The organism is Magnetococcales bacterium (genome assembly GCA_015228815.1).
Lineage (GTDB): Bacteria > Pseudomonadota > Magnetococcia > Magnetococcales > UBA8363 > UBA8363.
On record JADGCV010000003.1, the window covers coordinates 35,402 to 54,688 of the forward strand.

At 47.1% G+C, this 19,287-nt stretch carries 13 protein-coding genes; all 13 read left to right on the forward strand.

Annotated features, from left to right (window positions below; all coding sequences use genetic code 11):
• Positions 1-332 precede the first annotated feature (332 nt).
• Positions 333-2,702, forward strand: coding sequence for a type II and III secretion system protein (locus HQL76_01865; GenBank protein ID MBF0107910.1), 2,370 nt, complete (start codon positions 333-335; stop codon positions 2,700-2,702).
• Positions 2,695-3,549, forward strand: a complete 855-nt coding sequence (locus HQL76_01870; GenBank protein MBF0107911.1) for a hypothetical protein — start codon at positions 2,695-2,697, stop codon at positions 3,547-3,549. The genes HQL76_01865 and HQL76_01870 overlap by 8 nt, the downstream gene beginning before the upstream one ends.
• 26 nt (positions 3,550-3,575) lie before the next feature.
• Positions 3,576-4,151: a prepilin-type N-terminal cleavage/methylation domain-containing protein gene (locus tag HQL76_01875; GenBank protein ID MBF0107912.1), complete on the forward strand. Its 576-nt coding sequence runs from the start codon at positions 3,576-3,578 to the stop codon at positions 4,149-4,151.
• Positions 4,152-4,186: 35 nt separating this feature from the next.
• A complete protein-coding gene (locus tag HQL76_01880; protein ID MBF0107913.1) occupies positions 4,187-6,700 on the forward strand; it encodes a type II/IV secretion system protein in 2,514 nt (837 codons plus the stop codon).
• Positions 6,701-6,704: 4 nt separating this feature from the next.
• A complete protein-coding gene (locus HQL76_01885) occupies positions 6,705-7,748 on the forward strand; it encodes a type II secretion system F family protein (GenBank protein ID MBF0107914.1) in 1,044 nt (347 codons plus the stop codon).
• The gene (locus HQL76_01890; protein ID MBF0107915.1) at positions 7,745-11,224 is read left to right on the forward strand and encodes a hypothetical protein; all 3,480 of its coding nucleotides are present in this window, start codon (positions 7,745-7,747) and stop codon (positions 11,222-11,224) included. Before HQL76_01885 ends, HQL76_01890 begins: the two co-directional genes overlap by 4 nt.
• Before the next feature lie 109 nt (positions 11,225-11,333).
• A complete protein-coding gene (locus HQL76_01895; protein ID MBF0107916.1) occupies positions 11,334-11,930 on the forward strand; it encodes a hypothetical protein in 597 nt (198 codons plus the stop codon).
• A 94-nt stretch (positions 11,931-12,024) separates the two neighbouring features.
• On the forward strand, positions 12,025-12,588 hold the full coding sequence (locus HQL76_01900) for a hypothetical protein (GenBank protein ID MBF0107917.1): 564 nt from the start codon (positions 12,025-12,027) through the stop codon (positions 12,586-12,588).
• Entirely contained in the window at positions 12,585-13,226 is a 642-nt protein-coding gene (locus tag HQL76_01905) for a hypothetical protein (GenBank protein ID MBF0107918.1), read from the forward strand. Before HQL76_01900 ends, HQL76_01905 begins: the two co-directional genes overlap by 4 nt.
• A 59-nt stretch (positions 13,227-13,285) precedes the next feature.
• Positions 13,286-13,846: a hypothetical protein gene (locus HQL76_01910; GenBank protein ID MBF0107919.1), complete on the forward strand. Its 561-nt coding sequence runs from the start codon at positions 13,286-13,288 to the stop codon at positions 13,844-13,846.
• 4 nt (positions 13,847-13,850) lie between these two features.
• Positions 13,851-15,842 carry a hypothetical protein gene (locus HQL76_01915; protein MBF0107920.1) on the forward strand — a complete coding sequence of 664 codons (1,992 nt, stop codon included), beginning with the start codon at positions 13,851-13,853 and terminating at the stop codon, positions 15,840-15,842.
• Between the two features lie 27 nt (positions 15,843-15,869).
• Positions 15,870-16,976 carry a hypothetical protein gene (locus HQL76_01920; GenBank protein ID MBF0107921.1) on the forward strand — a complete coding sequence of 369 codons (1,107 nt, stop codon included), beginning with the start codon at positions 15,870-15,872 and terminating at the stop codon, positions 16,974-16,976.
• 499 nt (positions 16,977-17,475) lie between these two features.
• Positions 17,476-19,287 (forward strand): DNA helicase RecQ, encoded by a 1,812-nt coding sequence (gene recQ, locus HQL76_01925; protein ID MBF0107922.1) that lies wholly within the window; start codon positions 17,476-17,478, stop codon positions 19,285-19,287.

Genomic DNA, 19,287 nt, shown 5'->3' on the forward strand with positions numbered 1-19,287 from the left:
TATAATTTTATTTATTATTAAGAACAGTAAACGCCTATGAAATTTGCGGGCATGCAAAAACAAATAATTATATTAATAATATAAAATTATTGATTGACACAGACTCCGTGTATGCGTAGGATTCTGATCATTGGTATGATTTCTTGACTAAAATTCAGTTTATCGTGATCGTACACGTTTTTGGATCTCTATCGATGATCTGATCTGACTTGTGATAATATTACAGGTCATAATTATATGTTCATGGATATCCGCACGATGCGGGCGCTGTGATGGCTCAGGAGATGGAGGATCTGTTTCTCCATGATGATTGAGTAGGGGTATGAGCTGTTTTGGTCTATCGGTTCGGTAAATTTTCGCTGGGATCTATTTTCCTTGAACGTGATGAAATGAAATCAAATTCCAAATCAGAATCGCATGATGGGACTGCACCGGGTACGGATCCATCGATCGGGGGTGGCTTGGGGCGATTGACCTGGGTCAAGATGATGCTGTACATGGGATTGTTGTCGATCTTTCTGCTGGTCTCGATTCATTCGATCGGAGAAACCCGACCGGAATTGAATCCAACGGAACCTAACAATGGCACTTCGATACTCATGGATGACATCAAGACATTTTCTGCTGAAAAATTGAGTAACACAGTGGTCGATGGTTCAGATCAAAATGCTTCTGGGCAAAATATTCCTTGGAACGATTCTCAGGCCAATCGTAAGACTGGAAGGGTATCGTACACGGAGCTTGGATCACTCCTGTGGCAGTTGCTTTCTGGCAACACCATAAGCGGTGTGACTGTCTACATTGAAAACAAACTGATGGAAGGTGATGGTCTAGGTACATCCTTGGATGAGCGGGTCTTTTACGAGATACGGGAATTAACGGTGAAGGAGGCTTTCGAGAGACTTATTAAAAGACATCATTTGACCTACATGTACGATGGCAAACAGAACAGAATCGACATCGCCAGGGAACAGGTGTACGCGATTGCGGGAAAAAAAGAGGCTCAGGGAAAAAAAGAGGCCCAGGGAAACGAGAAGATCGTGGCTGTACCAAAGGATGATAATAAGGTACTTGTCCGCACGTTTCTTTTCCCTGGAACGACTGAAAAATTGAAGGTTTTGCTCCTTGGAATGAGAATACGGATGGATCGGATTGTGTCTCAGGTGGTTGATGAGAGAACGGTCGTGTTCCAGGGGCCTGCATCAATAATTGATGATATTGAAAATATTATTAATGGCCTTAGAGAGAGGGAGGAAGAAGAGTTCGAAGCGGACAGGGAGGCCAGAAAGGAGGTGGCTGCCAGAGAGAACAAGCTAATTGAAGTACCAGAAAATGACATTGAAAAGAAAAGAAAGTCCAAGAAACAAGCTAGTGATCAATGTGACAGTGATTCAACGCAATCACCAGGATCTGTTGTATTCTGGCAAAGTGATACTGTGTGCGGATTCAAAAAAGAGGTCTTGCTCCGAAAAGCGGTTGCCGACACGATCCTTGATTCTGTTCAGAGTATGATCGACAAGGTTTATCGTAATGTGGAGGTTAAGGGAGCGGAGCAAAAGGAACCGACAGATGTCAAAGAAACGGAAAAGGTCGATTCCACGACAGACTCGAAATCTACCTCGATCACATTTCAGCTTGCCCCACCACTTCCGGGAAAGAATGATCCCGTGTTTCCCTTAGTTGTAAGGTCTCCGGCAGTCAATGGATTCATCGTATACGCGATGAATATCGATCATATTATTGCAATAGAGACGTTGATCAATAATTTGGATCATCCGGCTCAGTTGGTTGAGATTGAGGTGATGATTGTGGAGGCGCAGAAAAATCTTTTGCGTTCTCTGGGCACCAAATTGGGCGGAAGCGCCTATCCCAGTGTCATTAATCAGGACACAACCAACACCTCTAATATTTCCAACTTGTTTAGCCACGACACCGGGGAACATGCCAGCATGGTTTCTCCTCTGACCAGTGGGGCCTCCCTGGGGTTTCTTTATCAAGGATCGCGCAATTTATTGGATTCGACTCTGTCGGCATTTGCCCGCGACAACCTCCTGGAACAGGTGGCATCGCCCAAGGTCGTTGTTCTCAACGGAAGGCCGGCGGTGATCAAGAGTACCGACCAACAAAGTTTTAGGGTTGAAGGCAACGCATTAAGCAATCCTCCGTCCAGCGACAGTTATCAAACAGTGGATACAGGTGTTGAGATCAATATCACTCCAACCGTGATCGTTGGCAATCAACAATCAGATAAAAATAATTTTGTTCAGTTGAAGATTCATGCGGTAAACAGTTCGGTCAATCCACAGACCATTGCATCATTTTCAAAAAATGCGCAAACAATGGACAGTACCGTGATTGTTCCGGTGAATTCGACGTTCATTATCGGGGGACTTTTCAAGACGGTTCGGGAGGAAGGAGAGACCGGCGTTCCCTATCTGAAGGAAATTCCCATTCTTGGGGGGTTGTTCAGGGAAAATAAATCCGAGGATCGAACCAGGGAGACCATTTTTTTCATTACGCCCCGTTCTCATTCTATCAGTCTTGAAGATACTCCCCAGAGAGGTTTGGCTGCCCTCAGTGGAGGAGCGGAAATGGGGGCTTATGTGCGGCGGAAAAAAGACGAGATTGCTCGGGATCAAAAGAACGTAATCGAAAACAGCAGACTGCTCACAATCGTCAATCCGTGGAAAGAAGATGAATAGCATTTTTTTTTATTTAATTGGTGATCGGGAGCAAGGAATGGGAATGAATAATCGCGGAAAGAATACTTGCTTGATCTTTACATGGATTCTCTCTCTTGTGGTTCTTGTTTTGTTCGGTTGCGGTATTCCTGCGGTCGAAATTACACCAGATGTTCAACAGGACGATACAAAAGAAGTCGTTTCTGTCGATACAGGCGTTCCGGTATGGACTGTTGGTGAAAGATGGGAGTACAGCGATGGTTATGTACTGGAGGTTGAGAGTATTTCTAGGCCGGACGGAAGTTCCCTGGGAGATCATGAATCCTATCCACCCGAGGAGCGGTTGACTCGGTTCAAGGTGACCCCGCCTTATGGATTTCCTCAGGAGTCATGGAGCGATTTCTGGATGGTTTGCAAGGGATTTTTTAAAGTGGAGTCGAAGTTTGGTGACGAGCATCGAAAAAATGTCTTTCTCTCCGAGAAGCTGGATAAACTGTTTCCGTTGGCTGTTGGAAAGGTCATTAACTATGATCGCGAATTTTTACGGAACAGAGAACTCATTAAACATCGCAGTTCCTGGCGGGTGACCGGATATCAACCAAAAGTGACGGTCGCAGACCATGATTATGGTTGTTGGATACTTGAGTGGAATACCGATTCCCTTCAGAGTAATTGGAGCGGGCATGAAACTTGGTGGTATTGTCCCGAGATCAATAATTATGCGCGGATGGAATTCCGTTACGGTGATAATGAGGTAGCTACGCGGGTTTTGATCAAATACCATCATCCTTATAAGCGTGATAAGAAGGCGAGTATTCCCGAAACAGTTGGGACAATGGCTCTTCCTATGGAACCGAACAGAAACTGATTCTAACGATATGAAGGAGACAGATCATGAAGAGGAAGGGAAGGGTTGGTTGGTCTGGGGGTGAGGAAGGTTTTACACTGATTGAGCTTATGGTTGTTGTGACCATTATTGCGATTTTGTCTGCCATTGGACTTCCCAGGCTGAATAACTATGTTCGAACAAGTACGGCGACTGAAGCTTTAGAAGTTGCAGGCAGGATCGTTAGGGCGATTCATGGGTATGTGGATGCGCAAACCAGTACCTCCATCGATCAGTTGAATGTTCTCTTTCAACCGGGGAACAAGGGTAATCTTAACGGTGATACCCCGGATAAGGAAATTTCCAGTTTGATTCCGCATTTGACGGCTCCTCGCGGTGTCAAGTTCCAGTATGAGATCAATGCCGTCGTGCAGGATAACCGCGATGTTTGGATTTGTATTCGGGCCTGGGAAAAAGAGGCGGGTGCGGATTCCAATGCCTATGTTCTCTACTCGGGAGCGGAATCCAGCAATCCTCTGTGGCAGGGACACGCTTTTTTGGCCAAGTTTGTGGATGTGACCATTACTGCGACACCCGGCGGCAACTGTGACGCCAATGGTGGGGCGGTAGCGGATCAGGATTGATTGAGGATGTTGGAACGTAAAGAGTGATTTTTGTCATGAGTGAGAGTCATCTTCTGGTAACCTATCACCTGATCGACGGCAGCCAAAAGCGATCATTCGTGCCTATGGGGGATGCCAGGTCGTTTGTTCTCGGTGGCTTGGGCTCCTTGAGTCCGAAATGCAACGATATCACATTGGATCACCCGGAATTGCCACTTCCTTCTCGGCTTTGCCTCCTGTCGCGGCACATGAAGAAAGATGAAACAAATGAGATGATTTGGGAAGTTTTCGATCTGGTGCCCAAGGGGGAGTATGGAACTGCCAGGTGCTTTCTGGAAAAGAAGGGACATTCTCCGGTACGGGTTGGTTATGAACCCCTCAAGGTGGAAAAGGACGATAAAATTGTCATTCGGTTTCCGCACCGTGAAGCGGGGAGTACTTTGCCTGTCCCTGTCATCGAACTGAAAACGCTTCATGGCGGATCTGAAGACAATGTGACCGCTTCCTCTTTAGGTGATACCAAGACCGATGATCAGAGGACCAAGTCTGGGGACTCGGTTAATTACCCATGGTTGATCAACGATCTCCAACGGGAAAATCTGTTGCCCGAGAAGATTGGTAGGCGGTTATACGAAGTTTTTCACTTATTGCGACAACAAAAAAATGGTGAAAAAGTTTCCTTCTTCAAACAGGATAAGAGAGAAGCGGCTCTGTATGAAGCATTCAAAAATCTGGACGCAATAATCGCGAAAACCTACGGAGTTTCTTCCGCATGGTTATTCGAGAACGGGGATCAGGGTGAACATCTGAGGGAAAATGTCGTCCATGGTATCGTGCCCGATCTAACGTCTTTTTTCCGTTTCATTATGCGTTTACTTCAGCGATATGGTCTAGGTGATGTTCGAGCCAGCATCAACCAATGGGCTGGATGGAAATTCGGAATGCCGCTTTACAGGAACGGGGAGGGGGAAAAAAAAGGGGTTATCCAAGGCGGCGCGGGTTCCGGCCAAAAATCGGGGAATGTAAAAAATAGTACTCAACCAGTAAAACTTTGGGGGAAGATTGTCTATGAGAGGACAAATCTAAAATATTGGGACAAATATCCACACGATGTTCTGGACCGATTCGGGATTATTCCCCTGACTGCGAGTATTCACCGAGACCGGATCTATTGGGCGGTTCTGGACCCGTTTGATCTGGGGTGGCGGGTTTTCCTGGATGCGTTGCGGCAGCCCAATGAATCGGAGTATTTGAATATGATCGATATCGTTGATTACGATCGTTTCATGAAGGATATGGGCACACGTCAGAATGAACGGCGAGCTCCGGAGAATGAGGTATCGGTGGATGATGGAAGCCAGGCGGTGCAGTACGAAGCCATCCCGGCCCGAATGCAAAAAATGTTGCAAGATGCCCAGGATCAAAGGGCCTCCGATATCCACATTGAGGCGGACGAGGACAAGAGCATTGTTCGTTTTCGGGTTGATGGCGTATTGCACAACTATGCCGACTACAGCAAGGAGACTCACAACGCCATTATTTCCCATTTCAAGGTCCGGACCCAGATGGATGTCACCGAGAAGCGTCGGCCCCAGGATGGGCGTTTGAATTTGTCTGGGACCGACATTCGTGCCTCCACCTATCCGACCGTCAAGGGAGAGAAATTTGTTCTGAGGTTGTTGGATCAGGAGAGCATTGTCACGTCCACCGACCGTCTGGGCATGCTCCCGTTTGATTTGCAGCTTCTGCGAACCAACATCCACGGTCCCAATGGTTTGATCCTTATCTGTGGTCCCACGGGTTCGGGGAAGACAACGACCCTCTATGCCTGCCTTTCAGAGTTGAACAAGACCGACAGCAATATCATGACCATTGAGGAACCGGTGGAATACCGGCTGCATGGAATCAACCAGATGCAGGTGAGAACCGATATTGATCTGACCTTTGAGAAGGGTTTACGGACCATTCTCAGGCAGGATCCCGACATCATCATGGTAGGGGAAATCCGCGATCAGAACACGGCAAGAACGGCCATTCAGGCGGCCATGACCGGGCATCTTGTGCTTTCCACCATTCATACCAACTCTGCGCCACAGGCGGTTGGCAGGCTGCTGGAAATGGGTGTGGAACCCTACATGATCACCTCTGCCTTGAATCTTACAGTGTCGCAAAGATTGGTGCGCCGGGTGTGCCCTTCCTGCCGCAAATTGATCTCCGGCGCGGAAATCAGGAAAAAAATTGAAGGTGATGGTTTTGACTATCGCCGTTTTACCCAGACCCTTGGAATGGAAATCCCGCAAAATGATCATTTTTATACTGCGGATCCGAATGGTTGTTCCCAGTGTTTCAATCGTGGCTACCGGGGCCGCATGGCCATTTTCGAAACCTTCAATATGAGCCGGGAGGTACGCGATCGTATCCACGCCAACGTAACCGATTCCGAGGATTTGTGGCTGGCTGCGCGCGGAGCGAAATGGCGGGAAAAGACCCTTTGGGCACATGCGCGGCATTTATTGATGCGGCAAGGGGTGACGACATTTGAAGAAATCATCCGGATCATGGGACTATAGGACCATGGCCGACATCAGTCCTCGATCTTTGTTGTTCTTTACCCGGCAGTTTTCCTCAATGGTCAACAGTCATCTTAGTTTGCGGCAGATTCTGGAAACCATGGCCAAGGACCTGAGCACTGACAAGAAAATGAGGCCAATTTTGAAATGTCTGTACGATGACCTGGATCGGGGCATGGATCTGGATCGGGCAATGGAAAAACATGGCGAGGTCTTTAATAGGGATTATATTTCCATTATTCGCTCTGGAGTGCAGTCCGGGCAGTTAGGTGTGGCCCTGGAGCATCTGACAAAGTACCTTTATAATGCGCATCAAAATCGCAGCAGGCTTCTTACCGCCATCTCCTATCCTATGTTTATCTTTGTTATATTTATAAGCATGTTTCATATTATGGTACTATTTATCCTTCCAAGATTTGATCATATTTTCAAGGAATTTGATAAACCACTGCCGAAACTGACCCAGTGGGTTCTCGCGTTCAGCAATTTCTATCTTGAACATTTTGGAATTATCATGACGGTATTAGCTCTTCCCGTCCTAATGTTTTTTACTACCCGGATGAGCCCGGGGGTGCGAATGTGGTGGGACATGCACAAACTGAATTGGCTTTTACTGGGATCTCTGTGGCGACTGTCGGCGCTGCACCGTTTTTTAAGCAGCCTTGGCGTTCAGGTAAAAAATGGCATACTTATCGTGGATGCGGTTCCTCTTGCCGGGAGTGCTGCCAATAATCTTTTCCTGGAGAGTATTTCTCGTCGGGTGCAAGAAAGTATCCAAAACGGTGCTTCAGTAACGGAGTCTTTTTCTCCCCACGCTATTTTTCAAGGGGTTGCCCTTCAAATGATTCGCGCAGCCGAGGAAAGTGACTCGATGGCCGATCCGTTGCTTTCAACCGCGGAGCATTTTAACGAATTGCTTCAGAGCCGATTGCAAATCATTACCGAATTGGTGACACCAATTTTGACCATCATTCTTGGGATGATCATTACCGGGATGCTTGTTGCTGCCTTTTTGCCCGTATTCGAGTTGGGAGGATTGCAGTCATGACCCTTCTACCGAAACGAAATCCTTGGACTTTGCCTGGTTGGGGGCTGTTTTTCGATCCAGAGCCGTTTAAATCCGAGGAAATACCTATAATCAGGGATGGGGTGGTCGGCGTGGTACATTGCCTGTCCTGGAATCGTGAAGGAACTTTGCTGGCTGTTGCTACTGATGAAGGTCTTTTCCTAAAAAAAGTAGAGACTGGTTGTGCGAATTCTTCTAGCTCGGATGACCCGTCGTGGAAACCGGTCCTTTCTGGGACCTTTAGTACCATTGTTTTTGGTAATGACAATCGCCTCATCCTGGTAGATCGCCGGGGGATGATTCTTCCCTGCCTGGTTCTCGATGACCTGAAGATTCAGGTTGGCAAGGCGTTGATGTGGAATTCGGGAGGAAGTTGGCTGCCGAGTTTTTCCGATGATGCAAAACTATTGGTCGCTCCTGCCGATGGTGGTGGTATTGGCCTTTATTTTCCCTATGGATCAGAGACGGATTGGAAACTGTTGCCAGAGCCTAATAGACCGTTTGAACAGGCGGTCATCTCCCCGAATAAAAAATGGTTGGCCTACTCTCAGACCTTCGATAATGGTTCCAGGGTCTTTGTTTTGCCCATTCCCTTTGATGATGGGGAGGAATGGTGGGTGAATGGTGTCATATGTCAAAAGGATCTGAATTTAGGTTATGGTTTTTCCGTATCCTGTCTGGTGTTTAATGGGGATGCGACCGTTTTGTATGTTGGGGGAACCAATCACCGGATTATAACATTTGTCAACGATAAAGATGGGTGGGTTAGAAAAACAGAACGATATGGTGTGGGGGCTGGAAGGGTCCATGGAATCCATTTTTTTTGTGAAGAGAAGTATATGGTTTCCTCTTCTGATAATCGATCTCTATGCCTTTGGAATCGAGGTACGGATCGTTCTTCTGCGAAAGCGAGACCGGACTATGACGCTTATTGGGTTGTCAGCTATGCTGCTGGAGAACAGATAGGTAGGATGGCCTTTCATCCCAAGGATCCCTGTCTGGTCGCGCATCATGTGGAAGAATACAAAATCAGCCATTTCTTGATTGATTTAAATGATATTGCATCCAGGAAAAAGTTTACCAAGTTGCAAACCTTTAAGGTACTCTTTATCGGCATGGAGTCTTTGACGTCAACACTATTTAATAAATTCATGAAATCCGGAAATTCATCATCTAATGATTCAGGAGATAGTCTTGGAAATGTTAATATAATTAGAATCGAGAATACAGACGATCATTGGAAAGAATTGTTCTCCAGGTGGGGCAAGGATGCAGATGTGTGGCGTGAAATATTTCTTTGCCGACTTCCAAAATTGGATAAAACTTCTTCCCATGGTTCTATCGGGGAGTTACTTCTGAATGTTTACATGCAGAACACCGATTTGCTGGTCTACGTGACCGATACTCCAATATCTGACCAGATCCAGACTGGAGCCGGTAGCGTTTCCAGAAACTTGCAACGTTGGGTCAGATTGCTTAAAAATGCGGCTCCAAGAAGGGGCAATAAAAATGATGAATCTAATGCAAAGATACCCTGGTTATTGGTGACGAAGGAAGGTGGAAATTCTGGGGCGAATGATTTGCTTTCATCCTGGGGATGCCAGGGTGTGGTAAACGTTGACTTCCATAAGCATTCCGATTGGAGTATGCAAACAGTAAGGGAAAAGATTGTTACTTCCTTGAGGGCTTCGACTACAGAAAATATCAGGGTTAGAAATAGTTCATTTCCCATTTTTCGGGGTCTCATGAGAGAAAAATTCCATTCTGGAAGACGAATTTTTTCAACCGAGGAATTTATAATGGAGGCCAGCAGAATAACACCTGGGACGGAGCAGTTTAGAATCAATGAACTGACAAAACATTTTAAAAGTTTTCGCCTTCCTGCCACTCAAAGCGGATGGATGGCAACAGCGCCAGACAAAGATCAAATATTGATCAATCGGTGTGTACTTGATGCGATGTTGGTGCATCTTTTGAAGAGCGCAGTAGACAATAGACATAAGGATGGTACTGTACTTTGGAACGAATGGTTGGAGAGTCTCGAGCGGGACTCTGATGGACTTGTTTCACAAGCGTATCACTTGGCACTGCAGGATTGGGTCTGGAGTTTGTGTGAACGGGAAAAGGTGGCCGCGACGTTTGAGGAGGTCAAGGAAAATGAGACGTTGCTCCACCCCAAAAAGTTCGTCTTTCCCTCCTTGGCCAGTGGGCACACATTTCCTCCAGGGGGATACCTGCCTGCGCCTCAAGTGACCTATTATTTTTCTGCATCTGAAGATGACCTCTTTCATCATCTTGTTTTTGCGATGAAAAGATCTTTTACTATTAACAAGATTGATGCCCTCTGGCAGAGAGGTCTGATGTTTACCACACCTGGTGGTGAAAAGCGGACTGTTGGGTTTTACTTCGGCACATATCAAAGACGGCGCGAATATTGTGAGGAACAAAATGGAGGTCTTGTCGAACTCAACTTATTTTGCATGGATGAGAACATACCACCTTCCATGTGGCAGCAGTTCCAGGAAAAGGTCGAGACACTGCTTCGCCGTTGGGTTTACGATTCTATGAGTGACGTGGAAGCAAATGGAGGGAGTATCGCTCGACGTGTTGCAAGATTTTTCTGTACAAACAGAGACTGTAGTTCCGAGGGGTTGGATCGTGGTAAAGCTAAAGATCTTCGTGAGAAAAATAATTTGCGGGCAAAGTGTGGCTGTGGTGCATCGATTCGATTGGATCTTATTGAAAATATTGAAGAATTCGAGAAGACTATCCTTCGAGAAGATTCCAAAGCCGAACTTGGTAATGGTGGGCCTGATTTCTTTACTTGGTTGATGAGTGATACAAATTTCGCTTTCGATTATCCTCAGTGCGATCAGTTGACGGTGGTATTTACTGATATTAAAGGTTCGATGAATCTCCTGAAGGAGCGGAAGGAGGCTGGGTGGTACCAGGCATTGAAAAAGCATTTTGCACAGGCTAATGCCTTGGTCCAGCCAAATCATGGGTATATGGTCAAGAATATGGGTGATGGATTTATTCTGCTGTTTGCCGATGCTTATGATGCGCTTAACTATAGTTATCAACTCCAACAAAAGACTGGTGACTCTGGAATAAAAATTCGGGCATCGTTACATAATGGTCCGATTTTTATCGATACCGAAATTAAAGACATCTTCGGGGTGAATGTTGGCTTGACGGCCCGGATCATGGAACTCCACAAGGGAGCGGTTATTTTGGCCAGCGATGTGGTTGTGGACCTCCTCAAGCAACGCAAGGAATTCGTGGAAAATTATTCCGCTGTTCTCATTGCCTCTGTAGACCGATCGGGAAACCAGTTCTCTCTTGTTGCGGATCAGTATTCTAATGGTGAATCTGAGAAAGTCGGAAAGGGGGTAAGAGTTGATCCTGAGCAGTTAACGGATGGAATCAAGGTTTATGTGATTGAAAGGATAAAATAATAAGTTTATTTATCTTGTTTGTTTCAGTTTCACAGTTAACATAAGAGATAATCTGAGTGAGGTTTATGTGAAGAGCGGTTCCGGGAACGGATTTACATTGGTCGAATTGATGATGGTGGTCGTGATTATCGGGATTTTGGGTCTTCTGAGCCTTCCAAATCTAAGACCATATATTTTACGTGGAAATCTTCAATCGGCGCTTCCCTACCTGATGGAGATTTCCGCCAAGGAGCGATCCTTTTACCAGATGAATGGATCCTATTATCTCTCACCGAATAATGATGAGCAGGACCTGGAGGATACCCTGGGTGTAGACCTGAGTGGGGCTGGCGATTTCTGTTTTCTGGTTCGAGTGGGTGATGGAAATTATATCAGTTCTTCGGGAGATAGCGCGAGCGGTGAGGAGGGGAGGGCAAAATTTGAGGTGTGGGCGCTTCTGCGGGATGATTCCTATTCTGGACTGACGCCGGAAAACGACAGTGTGACTTCCTTCAACATGGCGGGAGTTTCTTGCATCACCGCCGATGAAAAAATTCACGCCACTGGATTTGTCGGCGTCGATGGTGGTGATGTCGGGGGGGAAGGCCGAATTCTTTCGCTTCGCTATCCCCAACCGGCGTTCGGATTGGATCCTGCCAAACGGGCCGGGCGTAGCACTGATTTGCATTGGGAAAACGGAGTTACCTTTCATGACGCCCTGTTCTGACATGTATTGGAGAAAGCATGGGGGTGACCGTCGGTCCAGACCCGAGGGACATTGGTTGCGGAGGGGGCAATGTGGTTTTTCCTTGGTGGAAGTGATGATGGGGACCGTCCTGCTTTCTTTTTTTGTCATCGGAGTATCGGAGTTTTGGTCGGTATTGAAGGGACGGCTTGTTCGAAACAGCATTCGCCAGCAGGCTGTGTTTGTCCTTCATGGCCAGATGGAACGTTTAACCGCTATTTACCGGGAGGACGATGGAACTTATCGGACTTATGGTGGGACTACCGGCTACAATGCCCATCATCCCGATTCGGAGCATTCCATTTTGACCGACAGTGATAACGAACTGGTTACAGATCAAGTGAACGACTTTATATTGGGAGTTGTCTTTTATTTGGATATGGGGGTGCCCGGTCGATCCTCCTCGGATCGAAATGTGGTCTGGATTGATCAGGAGCATGGCGTGGCAGGCACTGTGAGCTGGGTGCTGACCAATGTTGGTCAGGCCAACTGTTTTCCCGGAGTGAATTGTCAGAAGTTGCAATTATTTTTAGACTATCCCTATTGGGTCGAAACAACCGGACCGGTTTTACAACTGCGTCCCTCCCCGGACGGTATCGATACGTTGCGTCTTGACACACTGATTGGACAGTGGTCATGAGCGGCGTTGTGTCTGGAAGGTTAATTGTGTACAGGTCGTCTGGATTTGGCCTGCGGCAATCCGGGTCTACACTGGTGGAGTTGATGGTCGCCTCTTTCATTTCTTTGCTGATTGGCATGGTCGTGATTCAGACCGTTTTTCAAATCGAAAAGATGGTTACCTTGTTTTTGGCGACCACCCGGATGAATCAGGAAGCGCGTGAAATATTTTTTCTTCTTCTTTCAGGGGGCAGGGAAGGCGTTCTCTATTTTCCAGGCATTCACGGTCATGAAAGTGATCCTACGGGCAGGGACCTGAGTCATGTCGGAGGGCGTATCTGGCTGGGAAATTGGGGAAATGGAACCGGAATATTTGAAGGTGGGGTCACCCCCTACGACATTGTTTGCCAGAAGGAAGGTGATCCTCTACCACAATGTTTAGCGGGAGGTGAACATATCGTGGGTGAAGGGATGGTCCTTGATTTCAATACATCGCAATCTTTGGCGGTTCGTGGCCGGACTGTTGATGTCTCCTACCGGATATTCGAACCCAATCTGGTACCCCGTGGAATCTATGATTCCTATCATCAACCTGATTATATGGTACGGTTCTGGACTTCCGTGGGTCTGATGCTTGCTCAAGCTCCGGGTAGCCCATGATAAGTCATGTACCTGTGCATGCCCATAAGATCGCCGGGAGGAATGCGGGAGGTGTGCTTATGATGATACTGGTCGTCATAACCGCGACGATCGGATTGATCGCCTATTTATTTGATCATCTGCTCTATTTGGAGACCATGGCCGTTGAGACGTCTTTGGCCCGAGTGCGGATCTATTGGGCCATGGCGGGACAGGGAAATTATTTTCTGAGCCGTCTGAAATGGCGCGTCGGAACACTTGACGAAGCGAGCACTCCTCAATTTTCAGCCGTTCAAACTGCTTTGGCAACGTTTGATTTTGATCAACAGGTTCCTTCGGAGTGTGCAACTGCCATTGATGCTGCTATGATCATTCGCTGTATATGGGATGAAGTGGCTCCATATGAGGCGCAAAATATTCTTGTCTGGGATTATGGACCGGGATATCGACTTCCAATCCAGGTTTCAAGAGGGAACGGCGTGGGCGACATACTTTTTTCCCTGGCGCAAGGTGCGGCAGGCGACAATGGGCCAATTTTACAGTCTCGACTGATCGCAGGCAACGGGTTGCAGGTGTCTTTTGCACTGGATGGTGCCAATGGACAATCTGCATCGGTTCGATTGACGGAATTTCGGGAATGATGGCATGTCACAACAAGTGAACGCTACTGAGAAAAAACAGCAAGAAGGGCTACGGGGGGCGCCGTCATATGGTTATAATAATCAGTTACGGGAGAGAATGGCTCATTTCCAGAAGAAATTTATTTTAATTCTATCAAGAAATACGAATCCCTCACCAAGGCTCGCAAGTGGGGATGTGATTCTGATACTGAATTCCTGGGGTTGGTTGCAGTTTGGTCCAGGGGATCGTGTAGAAAAGAATGTTTTTACCATAAGTGATATTAATAAATTAAAAGAACATAAAAATGAGAAAGGTGGAAATATCTTTCAGAAATCTGTCGAGCGATCGCGGCAACAGAATGAGGCTGTCCAATTGCAAGCTATTCGTAAGGCCCTTTCTGATTGGTGGAATCATCCTGGCACCAACGAAAATTCTCAAAATTTTAATAATCTATATTTGGTGTTGGGTGATATAAGCAGTATTATTACAATGCCTGTAGAGAACAATTTTGTTCGCCGCGGGAATTGGATCCGAACGAATTATCGAATTCCCAAGGCCCTTTCCTGCCCGTTGGCCACCGATTTCCCTGGCTCTTACGCCTGTGTGCGGAAAAAAGTTTTCGACGATTTTTATTCCAGCGCGGGCCTGGGTTTCATGGAGTTATTCAGTAGGAAGATTGCCGGGGTTTTCCCCATGGATAACCTCCTTGTGCATCACAAAAATGTTAAAGAACGATTAAGCGATAAGTTTCCAGTCGTGATTTTAAATCTGGAAGGGCGAAGAACCCGTATATTTTTGATTGAACATGGAAAATTGGAATGCATTGCTTTTGATGTTACATTTGGTGTTATGGATATTGTCTTGGATTTGGGATGCCTTGATAATCTTGAGGAGTGTGTCAAGAGCCTGTTGCCCATCGACCAGGACGAGTTGTTGCGGCTGATGCACTCTTACCCGGTTCCCAGATTGGCGATACAAAGATTCTTTTCCAATCTGTTGGGATCACTACGTCTTGTTCTGGAACAGTATAGCCTGCAAGAAGGAAGGTCTCTTCCTAAAGAGACAAAGTTCTTCCTTGCCGGAGGTTTTTCCCTCTCCATGGGGGGAAATACCGATAAAGATTGGAAATTTTTTTTAGAGTTGGGGAAGAGGGTGGTTCAGATTCTCGGATTCGATCCGGAAGTGCTTCCTTTCGTTGATGGCGTTACGAATCCGTTTTCTTTCTCCGCGAAAGAGATGCAAAGAATTGGTGGAATTTATTTTGCCAAACCTGACCTCCGGCAGGTTCCTGGGAAGGACGATGATGAAGAAATAGAGAAATATTACTCTGAAAAAGATTTATATTATTCTGGGAACACCCCGGCTAATCATACCCCGTTGAGAATTGCCACTGCATTCCCGGAATCTTTCATAAGTATTCAGACTACTCCCAAGCCACCCCCGGCTGTTTCTGGTCCAGAGAAGTTTCCCATGTCGATACAGAAAAATTTATTGTTCGGTGGTCTTGTAGTGGTGTCGGTTGTCATGTTTTTATTATTTCGTTGGCACTATAATAGTGTCTATGATGAAATATATAATACATACAAAGAAGCATCAAAAGTTAATGAAAAGCATTCTGATGAACTTAATGAATACAGATCTTATTATGGATCATCTTTGAGCAGTCGATTGTTTCGCCTGATTGGAGGAGATGAACGGATCAATCTTAAGCGCCTCCATGTCAAAAAATTGGAGAAGGGAAAGTACAAGATGACTTTGGAAGGAACTTTTCTCAATGAGCTTCAAGGCGATGGAACAAAAAAAGAATTTAACGGAATTAGTATGAAACCAGATAAAAACGAGGACGCGAAAACCTGGAGTGGAAGTTTCAAAGAATATTTGCGCCGCCTATTTATGTCCACAGAGTTTGTGAACTATACGATCGATGAGTTGAAAATCGTGGAGCAGGATCATAAGGGATATGGTTTTATCGTTACGATTATAGAGAGTAATATTCACAAAAGAATCGATCTATAAAATATATTAATCAAGGAGACCCTTTCTATGATTTCGATTGATGATGTAAAGATGCACGTCAAGCATCCAAGGAGGTTTTTTGAATTAAATACAGTCCCTGCATTTGTTGTTATGTTATTCATTATTTGGATATGCGGGATTTCTTTGCTTACGAACTTTTTCAAAATTGACTCCATAAGGGAATCGCTTGATAGGGAACTTTGTTCTGGGACTCAGTATGGTTTTATCTTTATGAAGGACCAGAAAGATTCGTCCCAAGATGATCAAACAACCCTGCTGATCCAAAGTGTAAAGACGGCGGCGAATAGCGCGCGTATCAATGAATTAAAGAATCTTAGGGTTTTCGTTAAGGGAAAAAACAAGGAGATGATTGAGGTAAACTATATTGGAACATTTGAAAAATTTTTCCTGATGGTGAAAGAGTTGGAACGCTCAGGCCATCAACTTTCCGATGCATCGCTTGAGTTGGTTAACGAAGAGGGTAATATCGACGCACTTGCGATAAAATTTTCATTGCAACGGGCCAATTTCCCCACATTTCACATCCGAGACGATTTCGAAAAAGTTCCAAATGATTTACGTGAATTCATTGATCCTTCGGCTGAAAATATAGAGAAAGGCTTTCTCCCTCAGTATACAAGTGAAAAATGCACGTTTGACCTTGAAAAATTAAAGTATGCAGATGGTTCCTTTCCAAAGGGCAGTGTGCCAAGCGTATTTGGTACTCTATTCTCTGAATTGGCCAAGGTTGCAACATTCAATAAGAGCCAGAAGAAATTCTACGCTTCAATTGCAGGCAGCTCCGAGGAAAAACGGTCAGACGTCCCTGTAGAGTTCAGGAATCCATTTCACGAATATATCAGGTATATGGGCGAGAATTACCTGAAAATTCCTGGTTATTATAAATTAGATCGGTTGGAAATCATTGATGATAAAGGTCAGGTTGACATCAATGGTGTGACCTACCGCACCGGTGAACGGTTCCCACGAAATGCCTTCCACAAGAATGGAACCGCCTTTTCAAACCTGGGTTCCCTTCTGGTTTATTCCATAGATCCGAAAGGACATGTTCTTTTTCGCCAGGATAATGTTTATCCCGATTATCTGCTGCTTCCTCCCCTTGATGTGCTATAAGTGATGTCATGTAAAAGATTTAGAGGAATGGTTTTTTGATAATATTTACACATGTAAAATATTTTTAACGTCGGAGTGTCGAATGATATAAATAAACAATAATTTATAATCACTCAATCCTTGGCACGCTTTCTGCGCTTTCATCAACAGTTGCCGCCACCATGGGTGGTGGAGGCGAGGGGTGAGGTGGGTTCGTCTCTTGGTGAAATCGGGCTGTCGTGGGAGAAGGGCGATGATTCATGCGCTGTGGTCGGGGGTGCGTAGACTGGTCATTGGGGGGGTGGTGTTATTGTTACTGATGGTTTATGGCGATCGTTATTTACCGGAGGGGATCCGATTTTTACATCGGGTGGATGATCGCGCCTCGGGTTTGGTTTATGATCGGACGCTGGGTGAACCGATCCCTTGACCGCGTCGAGCGCATCAAGGTGAAACTGCGGGAGGGGCCTGTTTGACTTTGACGGAACCAGAGATTTCCGGTGACGATTCCGATCCCGCCATGGCGGTGCTGCGGCGCTATTTCGGCTATGAGCGGTTTCGCGGGTTTCAGCGGGAGATCATCAAGCATGTGATGCAGGGGGGCGATGCGCTGGTGATCATGCCCACGGGCGGCGGGAAATCGCTTTGTTTCCAGATTCCAGCGCTGCTTCGACCTGGGGTGGGGGTGGTGATTTCCCCATTGATTGCCCTCATGCAGGACCAGGTGGGGGCGTTGCGCCAGAATGGAATCCGGGCGGCGTTCGTCAATTCGAGCCTCAGTGGGGCGGAGGTTTTCGAGGTCGTCAATCAGGTTCGGGGAGGAGAACTGGATCTCCTGTACATGGCCCCGGAACGGATCCTCCTTGAATCTTCTCTCGACCTCCTGGGCCGCATCCCCCTGGCCCTGTTCGCCATCGACGAGGCCCACTGCGTTTCCCAGTGGGGACATGATTTTCGTCCCCATTACCTGGGACTTGACATCCTGGCGGATCGTTTCCCGGGAGTTCCTCGCCTGGCCTTGACGGCTACCGCCGATCCGCCAACCCGTTCCGAGATCCTGGCGCGACTGCGGATGGAAGGGGCGCGCCCGTTCATCGCCCGGTTCGACCGACCCAACATTCGCTATCGGGTCACGGTCAAAAACGATCCCAAGCGGCAATTATTGCGCTTCCTGGAAAAGGAACATCCCCTCGATGCCGGAATCGTTTATTGTCTTTCCCGGGCCCGGGTCGAGGAGACTGCCGATTGGTTGGTGGATAACGGTTTTCCCGCGCTTCCCTATCATGCGGGCCTGGACAACGAGGTACGCCGCCGGAACCAGCAGCGGTTCCTTTTCGAAAACGGCACGATCATGGTGGCGACCATCGCCTTTGGCATGGGAATCGACAAACCCGATGTCCGCTTCGTCGCCCATCTTGATATGCCCAAAAGCCTCGAAGCCTATTATCAGGAAACAGGACGGGCGGGACGCGATGGCCTTCCCGCCAACGCCTTTCTGACCTATGGGCTTGAAGATGTCGTCCTGTTGCGGCAATTCATCGAAGGATCCCAGGCGGAGGACCGGATCAAACGAATCGCCCTGCGCAAACTGGAGTCGATGATCGGTTACTGTGAAACGGTCCATTGCCGCCGCCGGGTGGTTCTCGGATATTTCGGGGACGACGCTCCGGAAAACTGCAACAATTGTGATACCTGCCTTGATCCGGTAGCAACCTGGGATGGACTGGTGGTGGCCCAGAAGGCCTTGTCGTGTGTCTTTCGGACGGGACAGAAGTTTGGCGTATCGCATCTGGTCGATGTCCTGACCGGCAAGAAGAACGAAAAGGTGCTGCGGTTCGGTCATGACAAGGTGAGTACCTTCGGTATTGGCAAGGAATTGAACGCCAGTCAGTGGCGTTCGGTCTTTCGCCAGTTGCTGGCGGGAAAGTATCTTGAAATCGATTTCGAGGGACATGGATCGTTGCGTCTGTGTGAATCGAGCCGTCCTATTTTGCGCGGAGCGCAGCCAATCGTATTTCGCAAGGATGTCATTTCGCCAAAACTGGCCGCCAGGGAAAAGGTCAAACCGTTGGAGCGTGAACGTTCGCGAACGGAAGGGTTTGCCACGGTGCGGCAGGGGGAATTGTTCGAGGCGCTGCGGTCGATGCGCAGTGAACTGGCCAAGGAACAAAACATTCCACCCTACGTCATCTTTCATGATGCGACGCTGCGCCAGATCATCGAGGCAATGCCCACGACACTGGAGGAGCTGGGCCGGGTCCAGGGCGTGGGATCGCGAAAGCTGAAAAATTATGGCGAGCGCGTGCTGCGTCTCGTGATGGAGCATTTATGA

Bases quoted from the DNA above. Each gene is read 5' to 3' on its own strand.
- HQL76_01875 (MBF0107912.1), top strand. From the start codon at position 3,576: ATGAAGAGGAAGGGAAGGGTTGGTTGGTCTGGGGGTGAGGAAGGTTTT.
- HQL76_01890 (MBF0107915.1), top strand. From the start codon at position 7,745: ATGACCCTTCTACCGAAACGAAATCCTTGGACTTTGCCTGGTTGGGGG.
- HQL76_01885 (MBF0107914.1), top strand. From the start codon at position 6,705: ATGGCCGACATCAGTCCTCGATCTTTGTTGTTCTTTACCCGGCAGTTT.
- HQL76_01910 (MBF0107919.1), top strand. From the start codon at position 13,286: ATGATGATACTGGTCGTCATAACCGCGACGATCGGATTGATCGCCTAT.
- HQL76_01900 (MBF0107917.1), top strand. From the start codon at position 12,025: ATGATGGGGACCGTCCTGCTTTCTTTTTTTGTCATCGGAGTATCGGAG.
- HQL76_01920 (MBF0107921.1), top strand. From the start codon at position 15,870: ATGATTTCGATTGATGATGTAAAGATGCACGTCAAGCATCCAAGGAGG.
- HQL76_01905 (MBF0107918.1), top strand. From the start codon at position 12,585: ATGAGCGGCGTTGTGTCTGGAAGGTTAATTGTGTACAGGTCGTCTGGA.
- HQL76_01870 (MBF0107911.1), top strand. From the start codon at position 2,695: ATGAATAGCATTTTTTTTTATTTAATTGGTGATCGGGAGCAAGGAATG.
- HQL76_01880 (MBF0107913.1), top strand. From the start codon at position 4,187: ATGAGTGAGAGTCATCTTCTGGTAACCTATCACCTGATCGACGGCAGC.
- HQL76_01915 (MBF0107920.1), top strand. From the start codon at position 13,851: ATGTCACAACAAGTGAACGCTACTGAGAAAAAACAGCAAGAAGGGCTA.
- HQL76_01895 (MBF0107916.1), top strand. From the start codon at position 11,334: ATGATGGTGGTCGTGATTATCGGGATTTTGGGTCTTCTGAGCCTTCCA.
- recQ (MBF0107922.1), top strand. From the start codon at position 17,476: ATGGCGGTGCTGCGGCGCTATTTCGGCTATGAGCGGTTTCGCGGGTTT.